Annotated in this window: 21 protein-coding genes and 1 tRNA gene; 9 read left to right on the forward strand and 13 right to left on the reverse strand. The window is 61.0% G+C overall.

The window, feature by feature from the left end; all coding sequences use genetic code 11:
- Complete coding sequence (locus tag BKD70_RS13940; protein ID WP_047272903.1) at positions 1-783, forward strand: divergent polysaccharide deacetylase family protein; 783 nt, start codon at positions 1-3, stop codon at positions 781-783.
- 84 nt (positions 784-867) lie between these two features.
- Here BKD70_RS13940 and BKD70_RS13945 read toward each other — a convergent pair whose 3' ends face one another.
- From BKD70_RS13945 to BKD70_RS13975, 7 genes are all read right to left on the reverse strand, one after another.
- Positions 868-1,623 carry an ABC transporter substrate-binding protein gene (locus tag BKD70_RS13945; protein WP_047272902.1) on the reverse strand — a complete coding sequence of 252 codons (756 nt, stop codon included), beginning with the start codon at positions 1,621-1,623 and terminating at the stop codon, positions 868-870.
- 72 nt (positions 1,624-1,695) lie between these two features.
- Positions 1,696-2,466 carry an imidazole glycerol phosphate synthase subunit HisF gene (gene hisF, locus BKD70_RS13950; RefSeq protein WP_003438568.1) on the reverse strand — a complete coding sequence of 257 codons (771 nt, stop codon included), beginning with the start codon at positions 2,464-2,466 and terminating at the stop codon, positions 1,696-1,698.
- 10 nt (positions 2,467-2,476) lie between these two features.
- On the reverse strand, positions 2,477-3,214 hold the full coding sequence (gene hisA / locus BKD70_RS13955; RefSeq protein WP_047272901.1) for a 1-(5-phosphoribosyl)-5-[(5-phosphoribosylamino)methylideneamino]imidazole-4-carboxamide isomerase: 738 nt from the start codon (positions 3,212-3,214) through the stop codon (positions 2,477-2,479).
- A gap of 39 nt (positions 3,215-3,253) precedes the next feature.
- The gene (locus BKD70_RS13960; RefSeq protein ID WP_047272900.1) at positions 3,254-3,511 is read right to left on the reverse strand and encodes a DUF2164 domain-containing protein; all 258 of its coding nucleotides are present in this window, start codon (positions 3,509-3,511) and stop codon (positions 3,254-3,256) included.
- On the reverse strand, positions 3,511-4,149 hold the full coding sequence (gene hisH / locus BKD70_RS13965) for an imidazole glycerol phosphate synthase subunit HisH (protein WP_047272899.1): 639 nt from the start codon (positions 4,147-4,149) through the stop codon (positions 3,511-3,513). Before hisH ends, BKD70_RS13960 begins: the two co-directional genes overlap by 1 nt.
- Positions 4,149-4,742 carry an imidazoleglycerol-phosphate dehydratase HisB gene (gene hisB / locus BKD70_RS13970; RefSeq protein ID WP_047272898.1) on the reverse strand — a complete coding sequence of 198 codons (594 nt, stop codon included), beginning with the start codon at positions 4,740-4,742 and terminating at the stop codon, positions 4,149-4,151. Before hisB ends, hisH begins: the two co-directional genes overlap by 1 nt.
- A 171-nt stretch (positions 4,743-4,913) precedes the next feature.
- Entirely contained in the window at positions 4,914-6,575 is a 1,662-nt protein-coding gene (locus tag BKD70_RS13975; RefSeq protein WP_047272897.1) for an OFA family MFS transporter, read from the reverse strand.
- Between the two features lie 367 nt (positions 6,576-6,942).
- Here BKD70_RS13975 and BKD70_RS13980 point away from each other — a divergent pair, with 367 nt between their 5' ends.
- From BKD70_RS13980 to BKD70_RS13995, 4 genes are all read left to right on the forward strand, one after another.
- Positions 6,943-9,162 carry an AsmA family protein gene (locus BKD70_RS13980; protein ID WP_047272896.1) on the forward strand — a complete coding sequence of 740 codons (2,220 nt, stop codon included), beginning with the start codon at positions 6,943-6,945 and terminating at the stop codon, positions 9,160-9,162.
- Positions 9,159-10,226: an A/G-specific adenine glycosylase gene (mutY, locus tag BKD70_RS13985; RefSeq protein WP_047272895.1), complete on the forward strand. Its 1,068-nt coding sequence runs from the start codon at positions 9,159-9,161 to the stop codon at positions 10,224-10,226. Before BKD70_RS13980 ends, mutY begins: the two co-directional genes overlap by 4 nt.
- Positions 10,223-10,495 (forward strand): oxidative damage protection protein, encoded by a 273-nt coding sequence (locus tag BKD70_RS13990; protein WP_047272894.1) that lies wholly within the window; start codon positions 10,223-10,225, stop codon positions 10,493-10,495. Before mutY ends, BKD70_RS13990 begins: the two co-directional genes overlap by 4 nt.
- A gap of 104 nt (positions 10,496-10,599) precedes the next feature.
- Positions 10,600-10,675 (forward strand) — tRNA-Phe (locus BKD70_RS13995).
- Between the two features lie 299 nt (positions 10,676-10,974).
- Here BKD70_RS13995 and BKD70_RS24765 read toward each other — a convergent pair.
- The 3 genes from BKD70_RS24765 to BKD70_RS25675 are packed head-to-tail and all read right to left on the reverse strand — an operon-like array spanning position 10,975 to position 11,643.
- Positions 10,975-11,262, reverse strand: coding sequence for a bacteriocin immunity protein (locus BKD70_RS24765; protein ID WP_139047482.1), 288 nt, complete (start codon positions 11,260-11,262; stop codon positions 10,975-10,977).
- Complete coding sequence (locus BKD70_RS14000; RefSeq protein WP_047272893.1) at positions 11,177-11,434, reverse strand: bacteriocin immunity protein; 258 nt, start codon at positions 11,432-11,434, stop codon at positions 11,177-11,179. Before BKD70_RS14000 ends, BKD70_RS24765 begins: the two co-directional genes overlap by 86 nt.
- Positions 11,431-11,643: an HNH endonuclease signature motif containing protein gene (locus tag BKD70_RS25675; protein WP_367834140.1), complete on the reverse strand. Its 213-nt coding sequence runs from the start codon at positions 11,641-11,643 to the stop codon at positions 11,431-11,433. Before BKD70_RS25675 ends, BKD70_RS14000 begins: the two co-directional genes overlap by 4 nt.
- 324 nt (positions 11,644-11,967) lie before the next feature.
- On the opposite strand from BKD70_RS25675, the gene BKD70_RS14005 reads away from it, so the two are divergent.
- Together BKD70_RS14005 and BKD70_RS14010 are read left to right on the forward strand one after the other, a co-directional pair.
- Positions 11,968-12,438 (forward strand): hypothetical protein, encoded by a 471-nt coding sequence (locus BKD70_RS14005; RefSeq protein WP_047272892.1) that lies wholly within the window; start codon positions 11,968-11,970, stop codon positions 12,436-12,438.
- A 274-nt stretch (positions 12,439-12,712) separates the two neighbouring features.
- Complete coding sequence (locus tag BKD70_RS14010; RefSeq protein ID WP_230683743.1) at positions 12,713-13,009, forward strand: DUF3077 domain-containing protein; 297 nt, start codon at positions 12,713-12,715, stop codon at positions 13,007-13,009.
- Positions 13,010-13,015: 6 nt separating this feature from the next.
- On the opposite strand, the gene BKD70_RS14015 is transcribed toward BKD70_RS14010, so the two are convergent.
- From BKD70_RS14015 to BKD70_RS14025, 3 genes are all read right to left on the reverse strand, one after another.
- The gene (locus BKD70_RS14015; protein ID WP_047272890.1) at positions 13,016-14,299 is read right to left on the reverse strand and encodes an arsenic transporter; all 1,284 of its coding nucleotides are present in this window, start codon (positions 14,297-14,299) and stop codon (positions 13,016-13,018) included.
- 17 nt (positions 14,300-14,316) lie between these two features.
- Positions 14,317-14,670: a metalloregulator ArsR/SmtB family transcription factor gene (locus BKD70_RS14020; RefSeq protein ID WP_047272889.1), complete on the reverse strand. Its 354-nt coding sequence runs from the start codon at positions 14,668-14,670 to the stop codon at positions 14,317-14,319.
- A gap of 64 nt (positions 14,671-14,734) precedes the next feature.
- Positions 14,735-14,983, reverse strand: coding sequence for a DUF1272 domain-containing protein (locus BKD70_RS14025; RefSeq protein ID WP_047272888.1), 249 nt, complete (start codon positions 14,981-14,983; stop codon positions 14,735-14,737).
- A 210-nt stretch (positions 14,984-15,193) separates the two neighbouring features.
- Here BKD70_RS14025 and BKD70_RS14030 point away from each other — a divergent pair, with 210 nt between their 5' ends.
- Both BKD70_RS14030 and BKD70_RS14035 read left to right on the forward strand, forming a co-directional pair.
- Positions 15,194-15,799, forward strand: coding sequence for a biliverdin-producing heme oxygenase (locus BKD70_RS14030; protein ID WP_047272952.1), 606 nt, complete (start codon positions 15,194-15,196; stop codon positions 15,797-15,799).
- Entirely contained in the window at positions 15,796-18,033 is a 2,238-nt protein-coding gene (locus BKD70_RS14035; RefSeq protein WP_047272887.1) for an ATP-binding protein, read from the forward strand. The genes BKD70_RS14030 and BKD70_RS14035 overlap by 4 nt, the downstream gene beginning before the upstream one ends.
- Position 18,034: the final 1 nt, after the last annotated feature.

Genomic DNA, 18,034 nt, shown 5'->3' on the forward strand with positions numbered 1-18,034 from the left:
ATGCGTTTTTCGCTCGTCCTCAGTCTGCTCTGCTGCCTGAACGGTGCCGCCCACGCGGCGCCGGCCAGTCATCCCGCCACCGCGCACAAGGCTTACCTGAGCCTGATCATCGATGACCTGGGGCAAAACCTGCCACGCGACCGCCGCGTGCTGGGCCTGCCCGGCCCGGTCACCACGGCGATCATGCCCGACACGCCCCACGCCGCCGAATTTGCCCGCGAAGCCTACAAGGCGGGCAAGATCGTCATCCTGCACATGCCCATGGACCCGGCCACCGGCCCGTTTGCATGGCACCCCGACTTGCCCCTCGACGAACTTGAAAAACGCCTGAACGCTGCGTTCAAGGCCGTGCCCTACACCAGTGGCATCAATAACCACATGGGCAGCCGCATGACCTCCCAACCCCAGGCCATGGCGTGGTTGATGGGCGACTTGCAGCGTCGGCACAAGTTCTTTGTCGACAGCCGCACCAGCGCGCAAACGGTCGCCGCCGCCGAGGCGCAAAAAATTGGCCTGGCGAGCGTGTCGCGGGACGTCTTTCTGGACGACGTGCGCACTGAGCAGGCCATTACCACGCAGCTTGAAACCGCGATCAAACTCGCCCGCAAGCAAGGCTCGGCGGTGATGATCGGCCACCCGTACCCGCAAACACTGGCGGTACTGGAGCGCGAACTGCCCAAGCTCAAAGCCCAGGGCATCGACTGGATTGATATTCGGCAAATGATCGGCGTGCGCAGCAACAAGGCCATGGCCGGGCACGGCAAGGACGGGGTTTACCGCTAAAGGCGCGTGTCGCTACGGGGATGAGGGGGTGGCGGGTTAAGCCGCCGCTGCATGCCCAGAGGGCGACGACAGGCAGGGCGTGAGTTACAAATACTTCGCGCGGATTTTCTCAACCACGCCTTCGGCCCGCAGTTCATCGAGCGCGTTCTGCAATTTGGCAACCACGGCGTCAGGCACTTCTTTATTCAGCGCCAGATACAGTTCGGCCTGATGGAATCGCAACACCGTCTTGAACCCTGAAATGCCCACTTGTCGCGCCAGAAAACGCCCGGCCGGATCGCCCGTGGCCCACAGGTCGATCTTGCCCGCTTGCAGCCTTCTCGCGTTGTCCTGATCGCGCAATACAATCACGGGGTTCAGGCCTTTTTTCTGAAGGTCGAGCGCAATCACGTCTTCTTTGTAGGCGCCGATCCGGTAAGGCCGGGCCTGCTCCAGCGAAGTCAGGCTGATCGGGCTGTCGGCGCGGGCCAGTAACACCCAGTCATCCGGGCCGATGGGCCCGACCCATTTGAACAACGCCTCGCGCTCCGGCACACGGGCGGTGACGAACACGCCAAAGCCGGGTTTTTCCAGGGCAAGGTTGTAGATACGCTCCCAAGGGAACCGCAGGGTCATGCTGTAGGGAATGCCCGCACGGGCAAAGGTAGCGCGCAGTACATCGACGGCGATGCCTTCGAGGTTCTGGTCTTGAGCGAAGTTCTTGCCGTTTTTCGCCATGTTGTAAGGCGGAAAATTCTCAGTCAGCAACACCAGCGACGTTCGTGGAACATCCGCAGCAAACACGGCGCTGGCCAGCAACAGAGTGGCGCTGGCAACAACGGGCACTATTCGTTTCAACATACGGGCGACCTGAATCCATGGCGTGCCCAAGAGTGCCGTGGGCTCGCCATGCTTGTCCAGTAGCCTTTCGGGTTAGCGCACCACGATCCCGCGCTCAGCCATGTAGGCCTTGGCCTCGGGCACGGTGTATTCGCCAAAGTGGAAAATACTCGCCGCCAACACAGCACTGGCGTGGCCTTCAAGGATGCCATCGGCCAAATGCTGAAGGTTGCCGACGCCGCCCGAGGCGATCACCGGAATCCCCAGTGCATCACTGATGGCGCGGGTCACGCCCAGATCGAAACCGCTTTTCATGCCGTCCTGATCCATGCTGGTGAGCAGGATTTCACCCGCGCCCAGCCCTTCCATCTTCATCGCCCACTCAACGGCATCCAGCCCGGTTGGCTTGCGCCCGCCGTGGGTGAAGATTTCCCAGCGCGGGGTTTCGCCCGGCAAAGACACCTTCTTGGCGTCAATCGCCACCACGATGCACTGCGAACCGAAATGCTGCGCAGCCTCGCCCACAAACTCAGGGTTGAACACGGCGGCCGTATTGATCGAGACCTTGTCTGCGCCCGCATTCAGCAGGTTGCGGATGTCCTGAATGCAGCGCACGCCACCGCCCACGGTCAGCGGGATGAACACCTGGCTGGCCATGCGCTCAACGGTGTGCAGCGTGGTGTCGCGACCATCGACGCTGGCGGTGATGTCGAGGAACGTAATTTCGTCGGCACCCTGCTCATCGTAGCGACGGGCGATTTCGACCGGATCGCCCGCATCGCGGATGTTCTCGAACTTGACGCCCTTTACGACCCGGCCGTTATCCACGTCCAGGCAAGGGATGATGCGTTTGGCTAACGCCATGACGTTCTCCTCAGGCCTTGTAGCTGTCGCAGAAGGCTTGGGCCTTGGCCACATCCAGCGTGCCTTCATAGATTGCACGACCGGTGATGGCACCCACGATGCCCGGCGCCTTGGCGTCCATCAGGGCCTTGATATCGCCCAGGTTGTGGATGCCGCCCGAGGCGATCACAGGGATGGTGGTCGCGGCCGCCAGTGCAGCGGTGTAGCTCACGTTGCAGCCCTGCATCATGCCGTCTTTGGCGATGTCGGTATAAACAATGGCCGACACGCCGTCTGCTTCAAAACGCTTGGCCAGATCGATCACTTGCACGCTGCTGACTTCTGCCCAGCCATCAGTGGCCACAAAGCCGTCTTTAGCGTCCATGCCCACGATGATCTTGCCGGGAAAGGCACGGCAGGCCTCAGCCACGAACTCAGGGTTCTTCACCGCTTTGGTGCCCAGAATCACGTAGCTCACGCCCGCCTTGACGTAGTGCTCGATGGTTTCCAGCGAGCGGATTCCGCCGCCGATCTGGATCGGCAAATGCGGATAACGCTTGGCAATGGCCGTGACCACGTCGCCATTGACCGGCTGGCCTTCAAACGCGCCGTTCAAGTCGACCAGGTGCAAGCGGCGACAACCGCCGTCTACCCATTTGGCGGCCATGCTCACCGGGTCATCGGAGAACACCGTGGAATCTTCCATGCGGCCCTGGCGCAGACGTACACAGGCACCGTCTTTAAGATCGATAGCGGGGATAATCAGCATCTGGCAAACCTTTAAATTCGGGAGTCAACGACTCGGAAATCAGTTCTTTTCGAGCGCCCACAGGTCGCTTTCGATGTTCTCGAACCTCTCTTTGAGGTGCGCCTGCACATCGAAAATCGCGCGATTGTAGTAATGCGGCGCGATTTCGCGGGTGAACAGCTCAAGGATTTCAGCCGCCTCGAACGAACCGAGGTTCAGTTCGAAACGGTCTTCCATAAAGCGTTTGATCTTGCTGTTGGCTTCGTTCTCTTGCTCGGGGGTGAGCGTGAGAATCGGCGGCTTTGGCTTGCGCGCCATTACCAGCGGCCGTCCCAGGCCACGAAGTTTTCCAGCAACTGCAAGCCGTGGGTATGGCTTTTTTCGGGGTGGAATTGCACCGCGAAGCGCGAGCCTTCAGCCAGCGCGGCGGCAAAATCGACGCCGTAATGCCCGCCACCCACTACCTGCCGGGGGTTGCCCGCTGCGATGTAGTAGCTGTGAACAAAGTAGAAGCGCGCCAGGTCCGGGATGCTGTGCCACAGAGGGTGATCGACCTTCTGTTGCACTTCGTTCCAGCCCATGTGCGGCACTTTGAGGTGCTCGCCGTTTTCGTGCAGGTCTTTGCCAAAAAACTTCACCTGACCGGGGAACAGGCCAATGCAGTCGACCCCGCCGTTCTCTTCACTGCTGTCGAGCAAGGCTTGCATGCCGACGCAAATGCCGAGGAACGGACGGTCCTGACTGACTTCGCGCACCAGCGCGTCGAAACCCAGGCGACGGATTTCCGCCATGCAGTCGCGAATCGCGCCCACACCGGGAAACACCACACGGTCGGCTTCACGGATCACGTCCGCATCGCTGGTAATCAGCACGCGACCGGCGCCGACGTGTTCCAGCGCCTTGGCGACCGAGTGCAGATTACCCATGCCGTAATCGATGACCGCCACTGTCTGCATCAGAGCACGCCCTTGGTAGAAGGCATTTGCCCGGCCATGCGCTCATCGAGCGTAATCGCCATGCGCAGCGCGCGGCCGAACGCCTTGAACACGGTTTCGATCTGGTGGTGCGTGTTGGTGCCGCGCAGGTTGTCGATGTGCAGCGTCACGTTGGCGTGGTTCACGAAGCCCTGAAAGAACTCCTGAAACAGGTCAACGTCAAAGCCGCCCACGGTGGCGCGGGTATAGGGAATATGCATTTGCAGGCCCGGACGGCCGGAAAAGTCGATGACCACACGCGACAGCGCTTCATCCAGCGGGACATAGGCGTGGCCGTAGCGGGTCATGCCTTTTTTGTCGCCAACCGCCTGGCTGAAGGCTTTACCGAGGGTAATGCCGACGTCTTCGACGGTATGGTGATCGTCGATATGCAGGTCGCCTTTGCACTCGATGTCCAGGTCGATCAGCCCATGTCGGGCGATCTGGTCGAGCATGTGCTCAAGAAAAGGCACACCGATATCGAATCGGGCCTTACCGGTACCATCCAAGTTGATCGAGGCTTTGATCTGGGTTTCCAGAGTATCGCGCTCGACTGACGCCTTACGTTCGGCCATCACCAGCTCCGCAAAATCATTGGGCGAAAAAGGTGGCCATTATAGGCACGGGTCCGGCAAACAGAAACACGCAAGGGGATAAGTCTGACAGAGAGGGGGTTCGCGCCTCAGGCACAGCGGTTGCCCGAGGCCGCGAGAGGGGCGCCACCCTTGCGGCGGCGCCCGACGGTGTTATTGAAACAGCACCGCCGTCTTCTGCACGGTGACCCACACGCCCCACAGCAGCGGAATCCCCACCACCAGCCAGGCGGCCACGGTCAACGGCAAGCTGCCCGGCGCGGCTTTCCACTCCAGCGACGTCGTGGCGTCAGCGCCTTTGTCGTGCCCCAGCGCCTGCTCAGCCGCCAGTTGTGCATCGGTCATGAAGTACTTGTCGTCCACCGGGCGCACCAGCAAGTTGCAGATAAAGCCCAGCACCAGCAAGCCCGCCAGAATGTACAACGTGATGTCATACGCCGCGGCGCGTTCCACGCCGATGCTCAACTGGTATTCACGCAAGTAGTTGACCAGCACCGGCCCCAGCACGCCCGCAGCTGCCCAGGCCGTCAGCAGACGACCATGGATCGCCCCCACCATCTGCGTGCCGAACAGGTCCGCCAGGTAAGCCGGAACCGTGGCAAAACCACCGCCGTACATCGACAGGATGATGCAAAACGCCGCCACGAACAGCGACACATTGCCCAGATGCCCCAGGTTGGGCACCAGCGCGTACAGCGCAAAACCCAAGGCGAAGAACACGAAATAGGTGTTTTTGCGCCCCAGGTAATCGGAGAACGAGGCCCAGAAAAAGCGCCCGCCGATGTTGAACAGACTCAACAGCCCGGTGAAGCCCGCCGCAATTGCCGCGATCTGCGCCAGTTGCGCCGCATCCAGTTGGCTGAACGACAACTCATTGCCCAACAACTTGCCGGCAAAGACTTCCTGCAACAACGGCGAGGCCATGCCCAGAATGCCGATACCCGCCGAAACGTTCAGGCACAGCACCAGCCACACCAGCGCAAACTGCGGGGTTTTCCAGGCCACACTGACGTGAACGTGACGCTGGGTAATCATCGCGTTCGCGGCTTTTTTCGCCGGTGGCGTCCAGCCCTCAGGCTTCCAGCCGGTAGGCGGCACCCGGTAAGCCAGCGCGCCACCGATCATGAACACGAAATAAATCGCCGCCATGACCACAAAGCTCTGCCACACGCCCACGCTGTCCGGGGTCGCAAAGTGGCCCATCAATGCCGCCGCCAGAGGCGCGCCCACCATGGCACCGCCGCCAAAACCCATGATGGCCATGCCCGTGGCCATGCCGCGCTTGTCCGGGAACCACTTGATCAGGGTCGAGACCGGCGAGATGTACCCCAGCCCCAGCCCGATACCGCCAATCACCCCCGAGCCCAGCCACATCAACCAGATCTGATGGGTATAAATGCCCAGCGCCGAAATCAGCAAACCGCCACACCAGCACAGCGCCGATACTACGCCGGCCTTGCGCGGCCCGGCATGCTCAAGCCAGCCACCCCAGACCGCGGCCGAACACCCCAGAAAGATAAAGAACAAGGTGTAGATCCAGCCGAGCATCGAGATCGGCCAGTCGCATTGCGACGAAAACACCTGCGCTATGAAACCCATGTCCGGCGCACACGCCACCGGCGCGGTAACCCCCAGCGCCTTGGACAGCGGCAGCCAGAACACAGAAAAGCCATAAGCCATGCCAATGCACAAATGGATGGCCAGCGCGGCAGGTGGAACCAGCCAACGATTAAAACCGGGTGTTGCGATGATGCGTTCTTTGGACAGGAACGCCGGCTGTGAGGCAAGGCTGCCCGCAGCAATGCTGGTGCTCATTGATGTTTCCCCCATGAAATAGAAGGTTCTCCAGACACGCTCATGCCCTGACTTTGGCGCCCTTGAGCGCACAGTCTTGTTATTGGCGTAAGTTCGAGGCGCGACAATGCGCCGCAGAAGGCCCGAAAAACAGGCGGAGATTACCATTTGGTCGTAGGAGAAAGATCAAACTGATGCGGTCTTTTGCGTCAAAACTGATCTTATTTTTCAGACTCAAAACTGATCAGCGGTCTAAACCGCACTTCACCGCTTTAACCCCAACGGCTTCGACTCAAGTCGCATCGGGTCACAGGCGGCTGACGCGTGGCGCTATACTCTGCGGCTAAATTTAAAACTGACCTTCACACAGACTTACAAGGATCCGCCCATGAAAGCGTTCGGCAAAATCCTGGGTCTGGTGCTTCTCGGATTGTTGCTGATCATCGTGGCTCTGGGCTTTGCCTTGAGCCATTTGTTTGATCCCAATGACTACAAAGACGAGATCCGCCAGATAGCCCGTGACAAAGCCCACATTGAGCTGACTCTCAATGGCGACATTGGCTGGAGCCTCTTCCCCTGGCTCGGCCTTGAATTGCACGACGCCAGCGTGGCCACCCTCGCCGCACCGAACAAACCGTTCGCTGACCTGCAAATGATTGGCCTGTCCGTTCGCGTGCTGCCGCTGCTGCGCAAAGAAGTGCAAATGAGCGACGTGCGCGTTGAAGGCCTGAACCTGCGCCTGACCCGCGACAAAGCCGGCCATGGCAACTGGCAAGACATCGGCCAGCCCGCACCGGCCACCGCCAGCGCTGAAACACCGGCTCAACCGGCAGCGCCCGCCTCGAGCGCCAAACCCGACACCGCCAGCCAGCCGATCAAACTCGACATCGACAGCCTGACCGTGAACAACGCGCGGGTTGAGTACAACGACGAACAAAACGGCAAGCAGTTCAGCGCAGAAAGCATCCAGCTGAGCACCGGCCCGATTCACGAGGCCACCAGCACTCCGGTCAAATTGACCGCGTTTCTGGGCACCAACCAGCCTGTTATGCGCGTCAAGACCGAAGTCGACGGCAAACTGCGCTTTGACCGCGTCCTCAAGCGCTACCAGTTCGAAGACATGAGAATCACTGGCGAAGCGTCGGGCGAACCGCTGCAAGGCAAAACCGTCACCTACGCCGCGCAAGGGCAAATACTGGTCGATCTGGCTGCGAACGTCGCCGAATGGAGCAGTTTGAAGGTTTCCGCCAACCAGCTGCGCGCGCTGGGTGAGCTAAAAGCCAACAGCCTGGACACCACCGCGCAGATCAGCGGCGGCCTGTCGATTGCCCAGCTTGACCTGGCCAAGTTCCTCGACAGCATCGGCCACCCGTTGCCGCCCATGGCGCCGGGCAGCCTGAGCAAAGTCGAAATGGTCAGCCGCCTGTCCGGCACGCCCACCAGCGTGACCTTCGATGAGCTGAACCTGAAAGTGGACGACAGCACCTTTAGCGGCCGCATCGCCGTCGAAGACTTCGCCAAACAGGCCCTGCGCATCCAGCTCAAAGGCGACACGTTTGACGCTGATCGCTACCTGCCACCCAAAACCGCAGAAGCCACCAGCGCCACCGCCGCACGCCAGGCCGAAGTGCAATCGAGCGAGGCTGGCGCACTGGCCGCTTCGGGCGACACGCCCTTGCCCGCTGCACCGACCAAAAGTGGCTGGAGCACCGCCAAGCTGATTCCGGTCACTCGCCTCAAGGCGCTGGACCTGACCGCCGACATCAGCTTCGGTCAACTGACCATCAGCAAACTGCCGATCCAGAACGCAGCCCTCAAAGCCAACAGCCAGGGCGGCCTGCTGACCCTCGAAACCCTGCGTGGCGATCTGTACAAAGGTCACTTTGCCGCCAACGGCAGCCTGGATGTGCGGCCGATGCTGCCGCTGGTGAACCTGCAAACCCGGATCAACAACGTACCCGTGGAAAAAATCCTGCAGAGCCAGGGGCAAAAACCGCCAATCAATGGCCTGCTGACCCTCGACAGCAACGTCACTGGCAGCGGCAACAGCCAGAACGCGCTGATTGAAAGCCTCAACGGCACCGCCAATTTCGTGCTCAACGACGGTGTGCTGCTCAACGCCAACCTTGAACAGCAACTGTGCCAGGGCATCGCCACCCTCAATCGCAAAACCCTGAGCGGCGCGCCCCGCGGCAAAGACACCCCCTTCAAGGCGCTCAAAGGCAGCCTGGTCTTCCACAACGGCGTGGCCAGCAACCCTGACTTGATCGTGAGCATCCCGGGCATGAGCGTCAAAGGCGATGGCGACATCGACCTGCGCGTTCTGGGCATGGATTACCGCATCGGCATCACCGTGGAAGGCGACAAGAGCGCCATGCCTGACCCGGCGTGTCAGGTCGGTAAAAACTTCGTCGGGGTCGAGCTGCCCTTGCGCTGCCGTGGCCCGCTGGAGCTGGGCGCCAAGGCCTGCCGTCTGGACAAGGAAGGCCTGGGTAAAGTCGCGGCGAAAGTGGCGGGCAACAAAATCAGCGAGAAGCTTGAAGAGAAACTCGGTGACAAAGTCAGCCCGGAACTCAAAGAGGCCCTCAAGGGGCTGTTCAAGCGATGAGAGACGAGCAGTTCGCAACCGTGGTGCTTGAGTGGTTCGATCGCCACGGCCGCCACGACCTGCCCTGGCAACAGGGCATCACCCCTTACCGGGTGTGGGTCTCGGAAATCATGTTGCAGCAAACCCAGGTCAGCACCGTGCTGAACTACTTCGACCGGTTCATGGCGTCATTGCCGACGGTCCAGGCGCTGGCCGCCGCCCCCGAAGACGAAGTGCTGCACCTGTGGACGGGGCTGGGTTACTACACCCGGGCCCGCAACCTGCAAAAAACCGCCAAGATCGTCGTCGAGCAATACGGCGGCGAATTCCCCCGGGACGTCGAAAAACTGGTGGAGCTGCCCGGCATCGGGCTGTCCACCGCAGGGGCGATTGCCAGCATCAGCATGGGCCTGCGCGCCCCGATCCTGGACGGCAACGTCAAACGCGTGCTGGCCCGCTACACCGCGCAAGAGGGGTATCCGGGCGAGCCCAAAGTGGCCAAACAGCTGTGGGCCACCGCCGAACGCTTCACCCCCCACGACCGCGTCAACGCCTACACCCAGGCGATGATGGACATGGGCGCGACACTCTGCACGCGCACCAAGCCGAGCTGCCTGCTGTGCCCCCTTGAAACCGGCTGCCAGGCGCACATGCTGGGCCTTGAGACCCGCTACCCGATCCCCAAACCGCGCAAAGCCGTGCCGCTCAAACGCACCTTGATGCCGATGCTGGCCAATGGCGAGGGCGCGATCTTGCTCTATCGCCGCCCGTCGACGGGGCTGTGGGGCGGTTTGTGGAGCCTGCCAGAACTCGACGACCTCAAGGACATCGAACACCTGGCGCTGCAACACGCGCTCACCGTGGGCACGCAACAGCCCATGCCCGGCCTGACCCACACGTTCAGCCACTTCCAGCTGGCCATCGAACCCTGGCTGATCCACGTCAAGGAGTCCGGCCATCACGTGGCCGAGGCTGACTGGCTCTGGTATAACCTCGCCACCCCGCCGCGCCTGGGCCTGGCGGCCCCGGTGAAAAAACTGCTCAAGCACGCAGCCGACCTATTGAACGCAGGAGAGTCGTCATGACCCGCACCATCATGTGCCGCAAGTACAAAGAAGAATTGCCCGCGCTGGAACGCGCGCCCTTTCCGGGCGCCAAAGGTCAGGACATATTCGACCACGTCTCGGCCAAGGCCTGGGCCGACTGGCAAAAACACCAAACCCTGCTGATCAACGAAAAGCGTTTGAACATGATGAACGCCGAAGACCGCAAATACCTGCAAGGCGAGATGGACAAGTTCTTCAGCGGCGAGGAATACGCAAAAGCAGAAGGCTACGTTCCGCCAAGCGAATAAACCCCGGTTTTAAAGGGTTTGGTCTGTAAGCGACGGTAATAATTAAATATTTTTCAAAAAAGTGTTTGACGGATTATCGAAAAAGGCTTCTAATGCGCCCCGTTGCCCAGATAGCTCAGTCGGTAGAGCAGGGGATTGAAAATCCCCGTGTCGGCGGTTCGATTCCGTCTCTGGGCACCAAAATACCGAGAAACCCCCAAGGAACCATGTGTCCTTGGGGGTTTTTTATTGCCTGCGATTTTATGGTTGCTGGACCATTTCTGGACCAAGGCGCTTTAGGCGTGGGATTGAAAGCAGTCCAACTGACTTTCGGTGCCAGCCCCAGCACTGAATAGTTTTAATCTGAATCCAGTTTTCAGCTTAAGAGCCTCCCTCAGACACGCTGACACGTCAGCCACACTTTGTCCGCCCGCGCAGCCCTTTCGTCCCCCCTGACACGCCACAGGGCCTCTGAACCCTCCCGATCGCCTTTCAACACGTCACGCGGTGCGTGATGCGAAACCATAGGCCGTTATCCGCCCCGGCTCCGGGGAGTTGATTAAGCCTGGCCCTGCCGGGTGCTCGCTTACCTTCTCGACGTGCAGCGAGAGCACGTCAGCACGACCATGGTCGTCTTCCTTGGAGACCTCCTCCAGCAGCTTGATACAGCCGGCTTCGGTGGACTTCCCTATTGCCCATCGGTCACTCGTCTTTGAATCCCGGCAAGCCTTGAGCTGCCCGCCATTTTTTGAGTGTGCGCGTGATGCCTTCGGCTGAGTCGTCAGCATCGTCCTCGGGGAAAAATATCAAGTCCGAGCCTGCTGGATGTTCACAGATCGTGTTGAAGTGATGCACGAGCCTGCTCTCTTCCTCTTCGCTTGCGTCGTTCCCGATAATGCGTTGAAGCAGCTCTATGAATTCCTGTTCGGTGTAGTCGGAAACACTGTTTTTCAAAATCATTGTCTGTCTTCCTTGTGAATCGCTACGTGTCGTTTTGGCGTCATTATTGCGAGGTTGTCTACGTCGTACACCGCGCCGCCATGCCGAACGTTTTCAATATGATGGATCTCGTAGCGAGCGTTTTCACCGTTGTGCTCTGGTCTTTGAGCGAAGGGGGCTTTGCCATTTCGTAGTTTGTTTTTGATGTAGTTAATGGTCCTTTCTGGCAGCGTGCAACGCTTGGCAAAGACGCATCCATCCCATTACATCCCAGGGTATTGGGGAAGATGTGCTTAACCGCCATAACACCCCCTCTGCAATTTGACGATCCGTATTCACCGCCTAAGTGCAACAGGACGCTACTTCACAGGTGTTTGGCTTGTCGGTAGGAGGATTCTCAAGATTTATAAAAAGTCGTCTATCTGGCCTACCGGTTGTGGCCCGGGTTTACAGGGGTGAAGGGGAGATAGAACAAGGATAACCAGCCACTTCGCTTGGCGATTGCGAAGAGATGGAGTTCAATCCTCTCCTCAGCCTCCACAGGACACACGTTCATGGCAACGCCAAAGAAACAGCACAAGCACGCGCAGCGGGCCAAGTCCAAAGCCAAACAGAATCGCATGGGCAAGCCAGCGAAAGCCTCGGCCTCGGCCCTGATCGATCATCCGTTCGATGACGTTAAAATCGACCTCAGCACTTTCGACTTCCAGGACATCAAGGAAAACGGCTTTGAGCCTGAGGATTTCGACGACCTGTTCCAGGCCATGAAAGCCGCCGAAACCCGCGGCCTGCAAGCGATGTGCAGTGTGTTCCTGCAATACCCGGTGCTGGAGCTGGTGATTTCGGAAGAAGAGGAAGAAGACGCCACCGATTTTCTGATGGGCTTGCTGATTGCTTTCCGCATGACCGTGCACGGTGACGACGAAGACGCCGCGCTGGCATGGGTCGAAACCCCGGCCTTCCAGACCGCTTACGTTGAAGCCTCGCGCCTGCTGGCCGAGCGCAGCGCCCGCAACACGCTCTGACAGTCAGGCGGCGCTCCGGTGCGCAGCGCCCGATTTGCCAAGTCAGTGTGCGAGGGATAAAGTCCGCAGCGTCACGGTCAATCCCGTGGCCGGGTGTAGGAACCCGATTCAAAGTTGGCGCGTAGCGCCCAAGACTGTCTTTCCGGCGTTTTTTTATGTCCGGAATAACGCTCTATGGCAGCTGTGTGCGGGCAGACTTCGGTCTGGCCGGGTGCCAACTTTCCCGGTATTCCTACCCCGCACATGGCTGCCACCCAATCCCGTAGGAAGGAACGTGGCAGCTCTTACTGAAAAGTTGGAGACCTTCATGCCGCACCTCACCACCCCGCTCGCCTTCCACGAAACCGGCCCGGCCCATCACAACCACCTGCTGTTCAGCGTGACACCCGACATCCCCGCCGTTCACGCCTTGCACAGCGCCAGCGAACTGCTGTCCGCCGCCACCCACACGCTGGACGCAGCCGCCACCGGCACGCTGTGTATCGACGCCCATCAGGCGTTCCTGCTGAGCCACGCCTTGCGCGCGGTCAAAGCCACCGTGGACGCCCTCGGGCAGGCGCCCGCCGACTGACCGCCCTCAGCCACCCAACCGAACGGCCAGCGCCGCCAGGGTGATCAGCAACACGGGCACGGTCAGCACAATGCCGACCTTGAAGTAATACCCCCAAGTGATGCGGATCCCCTTGCGCGCCAGCACGTGCAGCCACAACAACGTGGCCAGGCTGCCAATCGGCGTGATTTTCGGGCCCAGGTCGCTGCCGATCACGTTGGCGTACACCATCGCCTCCTTCACCACGCCCGTGGCGCTGCTGGCGTCGATCGACAGCGCGCCGATCAGCACCGTCGGCAAGTTGTTCATGACCGACGACAACAGCGCCGTCAGCAGCCCCGTGCCAAAGGTGGCGCCCCACACGCCATGCACGGCAAATGCGTCGAGCCAACCGGCCAGCGCCTGGGTCAGCCCGGCATTGCGCAGGCCGTAGACCACCAAATACATGCCGAGGGAGAAAATCACGATCTGCCAGGGCGCTTCCTTGAGCACCTTGCGGGTTGAAATCCGGTGCCCGCGTGCCGCGATCAACAGCAGCAAGGCGGCGCATAACGCCGAGATGGCGCTGATCGGGATGCCCAGCGGCTCCAGCGCAAAACACCCTGCCAGCAGAATCCCCAGCACCCACCAACCGGCCATGAACGTGGCGCGGTCGTGAATGGCGCTGGCGGGCGCATCCAGCTCGGCCGGGTCGTAGCGCGCCGGAATATCGCGGCGAAAGAACCACAGCAGCATGCCCAGCGTCGCCGCCACGCTCACCAGGTTGACCGGCACCATGACCGCTGCGTATTGGTTGAAGCCGATCTTGAAGAAGTCGGCCGACACGATGTTCACCAGGTTCGACACCACCAGGGGCAAACTGGCGGTGTCTGCGATGAACCCCGCGCCCATCACAAACGCCAGGGTCGCCGCAGGCGAGAAGCGCAGCGCCAGCAACATGGCGACCACAATCGGGGTCAGGATCAGCGCCGCGCCATCATTGGCAAACAGCGCCGAGACCAGCGCGCCGAGCAGCACCATAAAGGCGAACAGCCGCTTGCCACGGCCCCGCCCCCAGCGCGCCACATGCAACGCCGCCCACGCGAAAAACCCCGCCTCATCCAGCAACAGGCTGATGATAATCAGCGCCACAAAGGTGCCGGTGGCGTTCCAGATAATCGACCACACCAAGGGAATGTCGCTCAACTGCACCACGCCAAAGGCCAGCGCCAGCACAGCCCCCATCGAGGCGCTCCACCCCACGCCCAAGCCGCGCGGCTGCCAAATGACCAACACAATCGTGAACACAAAAATAGCACTGGCTACCCACATCGAACTGTCCTCGCCGCTCAGCAGCACGGGTTGCGTAGCGGGCGGTCGCCCATGGCGCCCAGCCGTTGCACATCGCTGTGCAGCCAGGCCCGGTTGGCGTTGAGGGTGATGTCCAGCACTGCCGAGACCCACAAGGGCAAGGCCGGGTTGAGGCGGTAATACACCCACTGGCCCTGACGGCGATCCAGTAACAGCCCGCAGCGGCGCAAGTGCGCCAGGTGCCGGGAGATTTTGGGCTGGCTGTCATCCAGCGCACACATCAGCTCGCACACGCACAGCTCGCCTTCCTGCGCGAGCAGCAGCGCCAGCCGCGCACGGGTGGGGTCCGCCAGGGCTTTGAACACCGACGGCGGGGAAACGGTTTGAGTCATGACACAGGACCTTACAGAGGGACGCCCGAATATATGGACTTCCATATGTAACGGCAAGCCCGCCTCAGGCGCCGGGTGCGCACCCCTGCGGTTTATTGACCCGCACCGTGGACGCCGGATGCCGGGCCAGCTTGCTGGCCGGACGACGCGGGCGAGGCAGCAGTTCGCCGCCGCAGTTGGGGCACAGGCCGCCCAGCTTCTGTTCCGAACACGTCGCGCAGAAGGTGCATTCGAACGAACAGATACGCGCCTGGGAGGCGTCCGGCGGCAAATCGCAATCACAGCATTCACAGTTGGGGCGCAGTTCAAGCATGGTGATTCCTCGCAGTCACGGGGCCATATCAATACGTGTTCAGGTGTACCGTCGATCCTGTGCGGGGTCATTGGGGTCGCACAAGGTGCTGTCAATCTGCCAGAATTTTCCGCTAAGACCTGTCAGATTTATTGCACTTTTTTCATGCCATGGCTTCAGAAAGTCATGAGCGCCTATTTTTTGCGCACGCAGAGAGCCCTGTTACACGGCATGCCACCAGTCCAATCTCCCCCCGCCGCGCCCAGCGTCCTGAACGATCTGCGCGCCGGTACACACACCCTGCATGTTGCGTTAGAGCAACGGCTACCGTTTTTTTCAGACACGCTCGACCTTGGGTTTTACACCCGCTTGCTGAGTGCCTATTTCGGGTTTTATCAGGCATTGGAAGACCGGCTGACGCACAGCGCGTTCATCCCGTCAGGGTTTGACCTGGCGGCGCGACTCAAGACGCCTGCGTTGGTCCAGGACTTGCGGGCGCTGGGCGTAGACCCGCACGCGCTGCCCCGCTGCCAGCACCTGCCCACCGTGCGCAGCGAAGCCCAGGCACTGGGTGTTTTGTATGTGCTCGAAGGCGCCACGCTAGGCGGCAATGTGCTGCGCAAACGGGTGGCCGAGCATTTGGGCCTTGATGCCGATAACGGCGGTGCGTTCCTGTTTGTGTATGGCGAGGACACTGGCCAGCACTGGAAGGCATTTATTGAATTTCTGGGCAGTGTGCCGCTCGATGCCACAGGGCGAAGCGAAGCCGCACAGGCTGCCTGTTCAACGTTTAGCTGCTTCGAGCAATGGCTCGATCGCCAGGAGGTTTTGCTATGAATTCACTCGACACTGAGGCGTTTGAAGCCCTGCTGGTCAATTGCGCCGACGAACCGATCCGCTACCCCGGCGCCATCCAGCCCCACGGCGTGCTGGTGACCTTGTCCGAGCCCGCGCTGTGCATCGAGCAAATCAGCCACAACGTGCAGGACCTGTTCGGCCTGAACCCACACGCGCTGCTGGGCCAACCGCTGAGCATGCTCACCGGCCCGACCGCCGCGGCCGCCATTGCGCAGGCCGCCGGGTTCGCCGCGCACGTGGACGCGCCGCCGCTGGAGCTGGACATGCAAGGGGTTGCGTACGAAGGCCTGTTGCACCGCGAAAGCGGCGTGCTGGTGCTTGAGCTGGAACTCAAGCCCGACGCGCTACAAATCAAAAGCACGATGGACAAAGTGCGCAACCTGAGCCGCATGCTGCAACGCCTGCAAGCGGCCAAAACCTTGCCTGCCCTGTACGACATCTGCGTCGAGGAAATCCAGGCCCTCACCGGCTACGACCGTGTGTTGATCTACCGGTTTCAGGAAGAAGGCCACGGCCAGGTGATCGCTGAAGCCTCGGCGCCGTCGATGGAGCTGTTCAACGGGATGTTCTTCCCGGCCTCCGACATCCCCGAACAGGCCCGCGAGCTGTATCGCACACACTGGCTGCGCATCATCCCCAACGCCGATTACCAGCCGGTCGAATTGGTGCCGCGGCTGCGCCCTGACACGGGCCAAGCGCTGGACTTGAGCGGCGCGGTGTTACGCAGCGTGTCACCGATCCACTGCCAGTACATGCGCAACATGGGCGTGCTGTCGTCCATGAGCATTTCGCTGATGGACGGGGAGCGGTTGTGGGGCCTGATCAGTTGCGGGCATCGTCAGCCGCTGCACGTCCCCCATGAGCTGCGCATGGCCTGCCAGACCATCGGGCAGGTGCTGTCGCTGCAAATCAGTGCCCTGCAAACCCTGGAAATCAGCCGCCAGCGCGAAGCCAAAATGGAGGCGCTGGTGCAGCTCAACACGGCCATGGTCCACAGCCAGGAACACGTGTTTGACGGCCTGGCCGCCGAGCCTGAGCGGCTGATGTCGCTGACCGGCGCCAGCGGCGTGGCGATCCTGGAAGATAAGGTGCTGCACCGTTACGGCGAGTGCCCGCCACCCGATGAAATCCGTGCCTTGTACCAGTGGTTCAAGGCGTCGGGCGAGTCGGTGCTGTCGAGCCATCACCTGTCAACGGTCTATGCGCCCGCCGCCGGGTACAAGGACATCGCCAGCGGCCTGCTGGCCATGACCCTGCCCAAGCCGGTGGACAACGCGGTGCTGTGGTTTCGCAAAGAGGTGAAGGAAAGCATCCCGTGGAGCGGCGACCCGAAAAAGCCGCTCAATCTGGAGCCCAGCGCCACGGGGCTGCGCCTGAGCCCGCGCACGTCGTTTGAGCTGTGGAAGGTCGAAATGGACGGTATTTCCAGCAAGTGGAGCCATGGCGACCTGTTCGCCGCCAATGACTTGCGCCGTTCGGCACTGGAAAACGACCTCGCCCGTCAGGTGCTGCGCGAGCAACAGGCCGTGCGTGCCCGCGACGAACTGGTGGCCGTGGTCTCCCACGACTTGCGCAGCCCCATGACCATCATTTCGATGCTCTGCGGCATGATGCAAAAAGCCTTCAGCAGCGACGGCCCGCACACCTCGCGCCGTATCACCTCGGCCATCGACACCATGCAGCAAGCCAGCAGCCGCATGAACGTGTTGCTGGAAGACTTGCTCGACACCTCCAAGATCGAAGCCGGGCGTTACACCATCAACCCGCAGCCGCTGGACGTGGCGCAGATCTTCGAAGAAGCGTTCTCGCTACTGGCGCCTCTGGCGCTGGACAAGTCGGTGGAACTGACCTTCAACGCTGAGCCCGACCTGAAGATCCACGCCGACCCGGAGCGTCTGTTTCAGGTGCTGTCGAACCTGATCGGCAATGCCATCAAGTTCACCCCGGCCGATGGCAAGATCGGCGTGGCGGCCATGTCCAATGGCGATGAAATCGTGTTCAGCGTGCGCGATTCGGGCAAAGGCATTGCGCCTGAGCAGTTGCCGCACATCTTCGAACGCTACTGGACGGCCAAGGAGGGCAATGCGGCCGGCACAGGGCTGGGGCTCTACATCTCGCAGGGCATCATCAAGGCCCACGGCGGCCAGTTGCGGGCCGAAAGCAAGCCGGGAGAAGGCAGCGAGTTCCGCTTTACCGTGCCCAGGGTTGCCTGAC

The organism is Pseudomonas sp. BS-2016 (assembly GCF_001806145.1).
In the GTDB taxonomy this organism is placed as follows: Bacteria; Pseudomonadota; Gammaproteobacteria; order Pseudomonadales; family Pseudomonadaceae; genus Aquipseudomonas; species Aquipseudomonas lundensis.

What these genes read in the sequence shown, in the direction of transcription:
- BKD70_RS13940 (WP_047272903.1), top strand. Translation starts at nt 1, where the DNA reads ATGCGTTTTTCGCTCGTCCTCAGTCTGCTCTGCTGCCTGAACGGTGCC.
- BKD70_RS13945 (WP_047272902.1), bottom strand. Translation starts at nt 1,623, where the DNA reads ATGTTGAAACGAATAGTGCCCGTTGTTGCCAGCGCCACTCTGTTGCTG.
- hisF (WP_003438568.1), bottom strand. Translation starts at nt 2,466, where the DNA reads ATGGCGTTAGCCAAACGCATCATCCCTTGCCTGGACGTGGATAACGGC.
- hisA (WP_047272901.1), bottom strand. Translation starts at nt 3,214, where the DNA reads ATGCTGATTATCCCCGCTATCGATCTTAAAGACGGTGCCTGTGTACGT.
- BKD70_RS13960 (WP_047272900.1), bottom strand. Translation starts at nt 3,511, where the DNA reads ATGGCGCGCAAGCCAAAGCCGCCGATTCTCACGCTCACCCCCGAGCAA.
- hisH (WP_047272899.1), bottom strand. Translation starts at nt 4,149, where the DNA reads ATGCAGACAGTGGCGGTCATCGATTACGGCATGGGTAATCTGCACTCG.
- hisB (WP_047272898.1), bottom strand. Translation starts at nt 4,742, where the DNA reads ATGGCCGAACGTAAGGCGTCAGTCGAGCGCGATACTCTGGAAACCCAG.
- BKD70_RS13975 (WP_047272897.1), bottom strand. Translation starts at nt 6,575, where the DNA reads ATGAGCACCAGCATTGCTGCGGGCAGCCTTGCCTCACAGCCGGCGTTC.
- BKD70_RS13980 (WP_047272896.1), top strand. Translation starts at nt 6,943, where the DNA reads ATGAAAGCGTTCGGCAAAATCCTGGGTCTGGTGCTTCTCGGATTGTTG.
- mutY (WP_047272895.1), top strand. Translation starts at nt 9,159, where the DNA reads ATGAGAGACGAGCAGTTCGCAACCGTGGTGCTTGAGTGGTTCGATCGC.
- BKD70_RS13990 (WP_047272894.1), top strand. Translation starts at nt 10,223, where the DNA reads ATGACCCGCACCATCATGTGCCGCAAGTACAAAGAAGAATTGCCCGCG.
- BKD70_RS24765 (WP_139047482.1), bottom strand. Translation starts at nt 11,262, where the DNA reads ATGCTGACGACTCAGCCGAAGGCATCACGCGCACACTCAAAAAATGGC.
- BKD70_RS14000 (WP_047272893.1), bottom strand. Translation starts at nt 11,434, where the DNA reads ATGATTTTGAAAAACAGTGTTTCCGACTACACCGAACAGGAATTCATA.
- BKD70_RS14005 (WP_047272892.1), top strand. Translation starts at nt 11,968, where the DNA reads ATGGCAACGCCAAAGAAACAGCACAAGCACGCGCAGCGGGCCAAGTCC.
- BKD70_RS14015 (WP_047272890.1), bottom strand. Translation starts at nt 14,299, where the DNA reads ATGTGGGTAGCCAGTGCTATTTTTGTGTTCACGATTGTGTTGGTCATT.
- BKD70_RS14020 (WP_047272889.1), bottom strand. Translation starts at nt 14,670, where the DNA reads ATGACTCAAACCGTTTCCCCGCCGTCGGTGTTCAAAGCCCTGGCGGAC.
- BKD70_RS14025 (WP_047272888.1), bottom strand. Translation starts at nt 14,983, where the DNA reads ATGCTTGAACTGCGCCCCAACTGTGAATGCTGTGATTGCGATTTGCCG.
- BKD70_RS14030 (WP_047272952.1), top strand. Translation starts at nt 15,194, where the DNA reads ATGCCACCAGTCCAATCTCCCCCCGCCGCGCCCAGCGTCCTGAACGAT.
- BKD70_RS14035 (WP_047272887.1), top strand. Translation starts at nt 15,796, where the DNA reads ATGAATTCACTCGACACTGAGGCGTTTGAAGCCCTGCTGGTCAATTGC.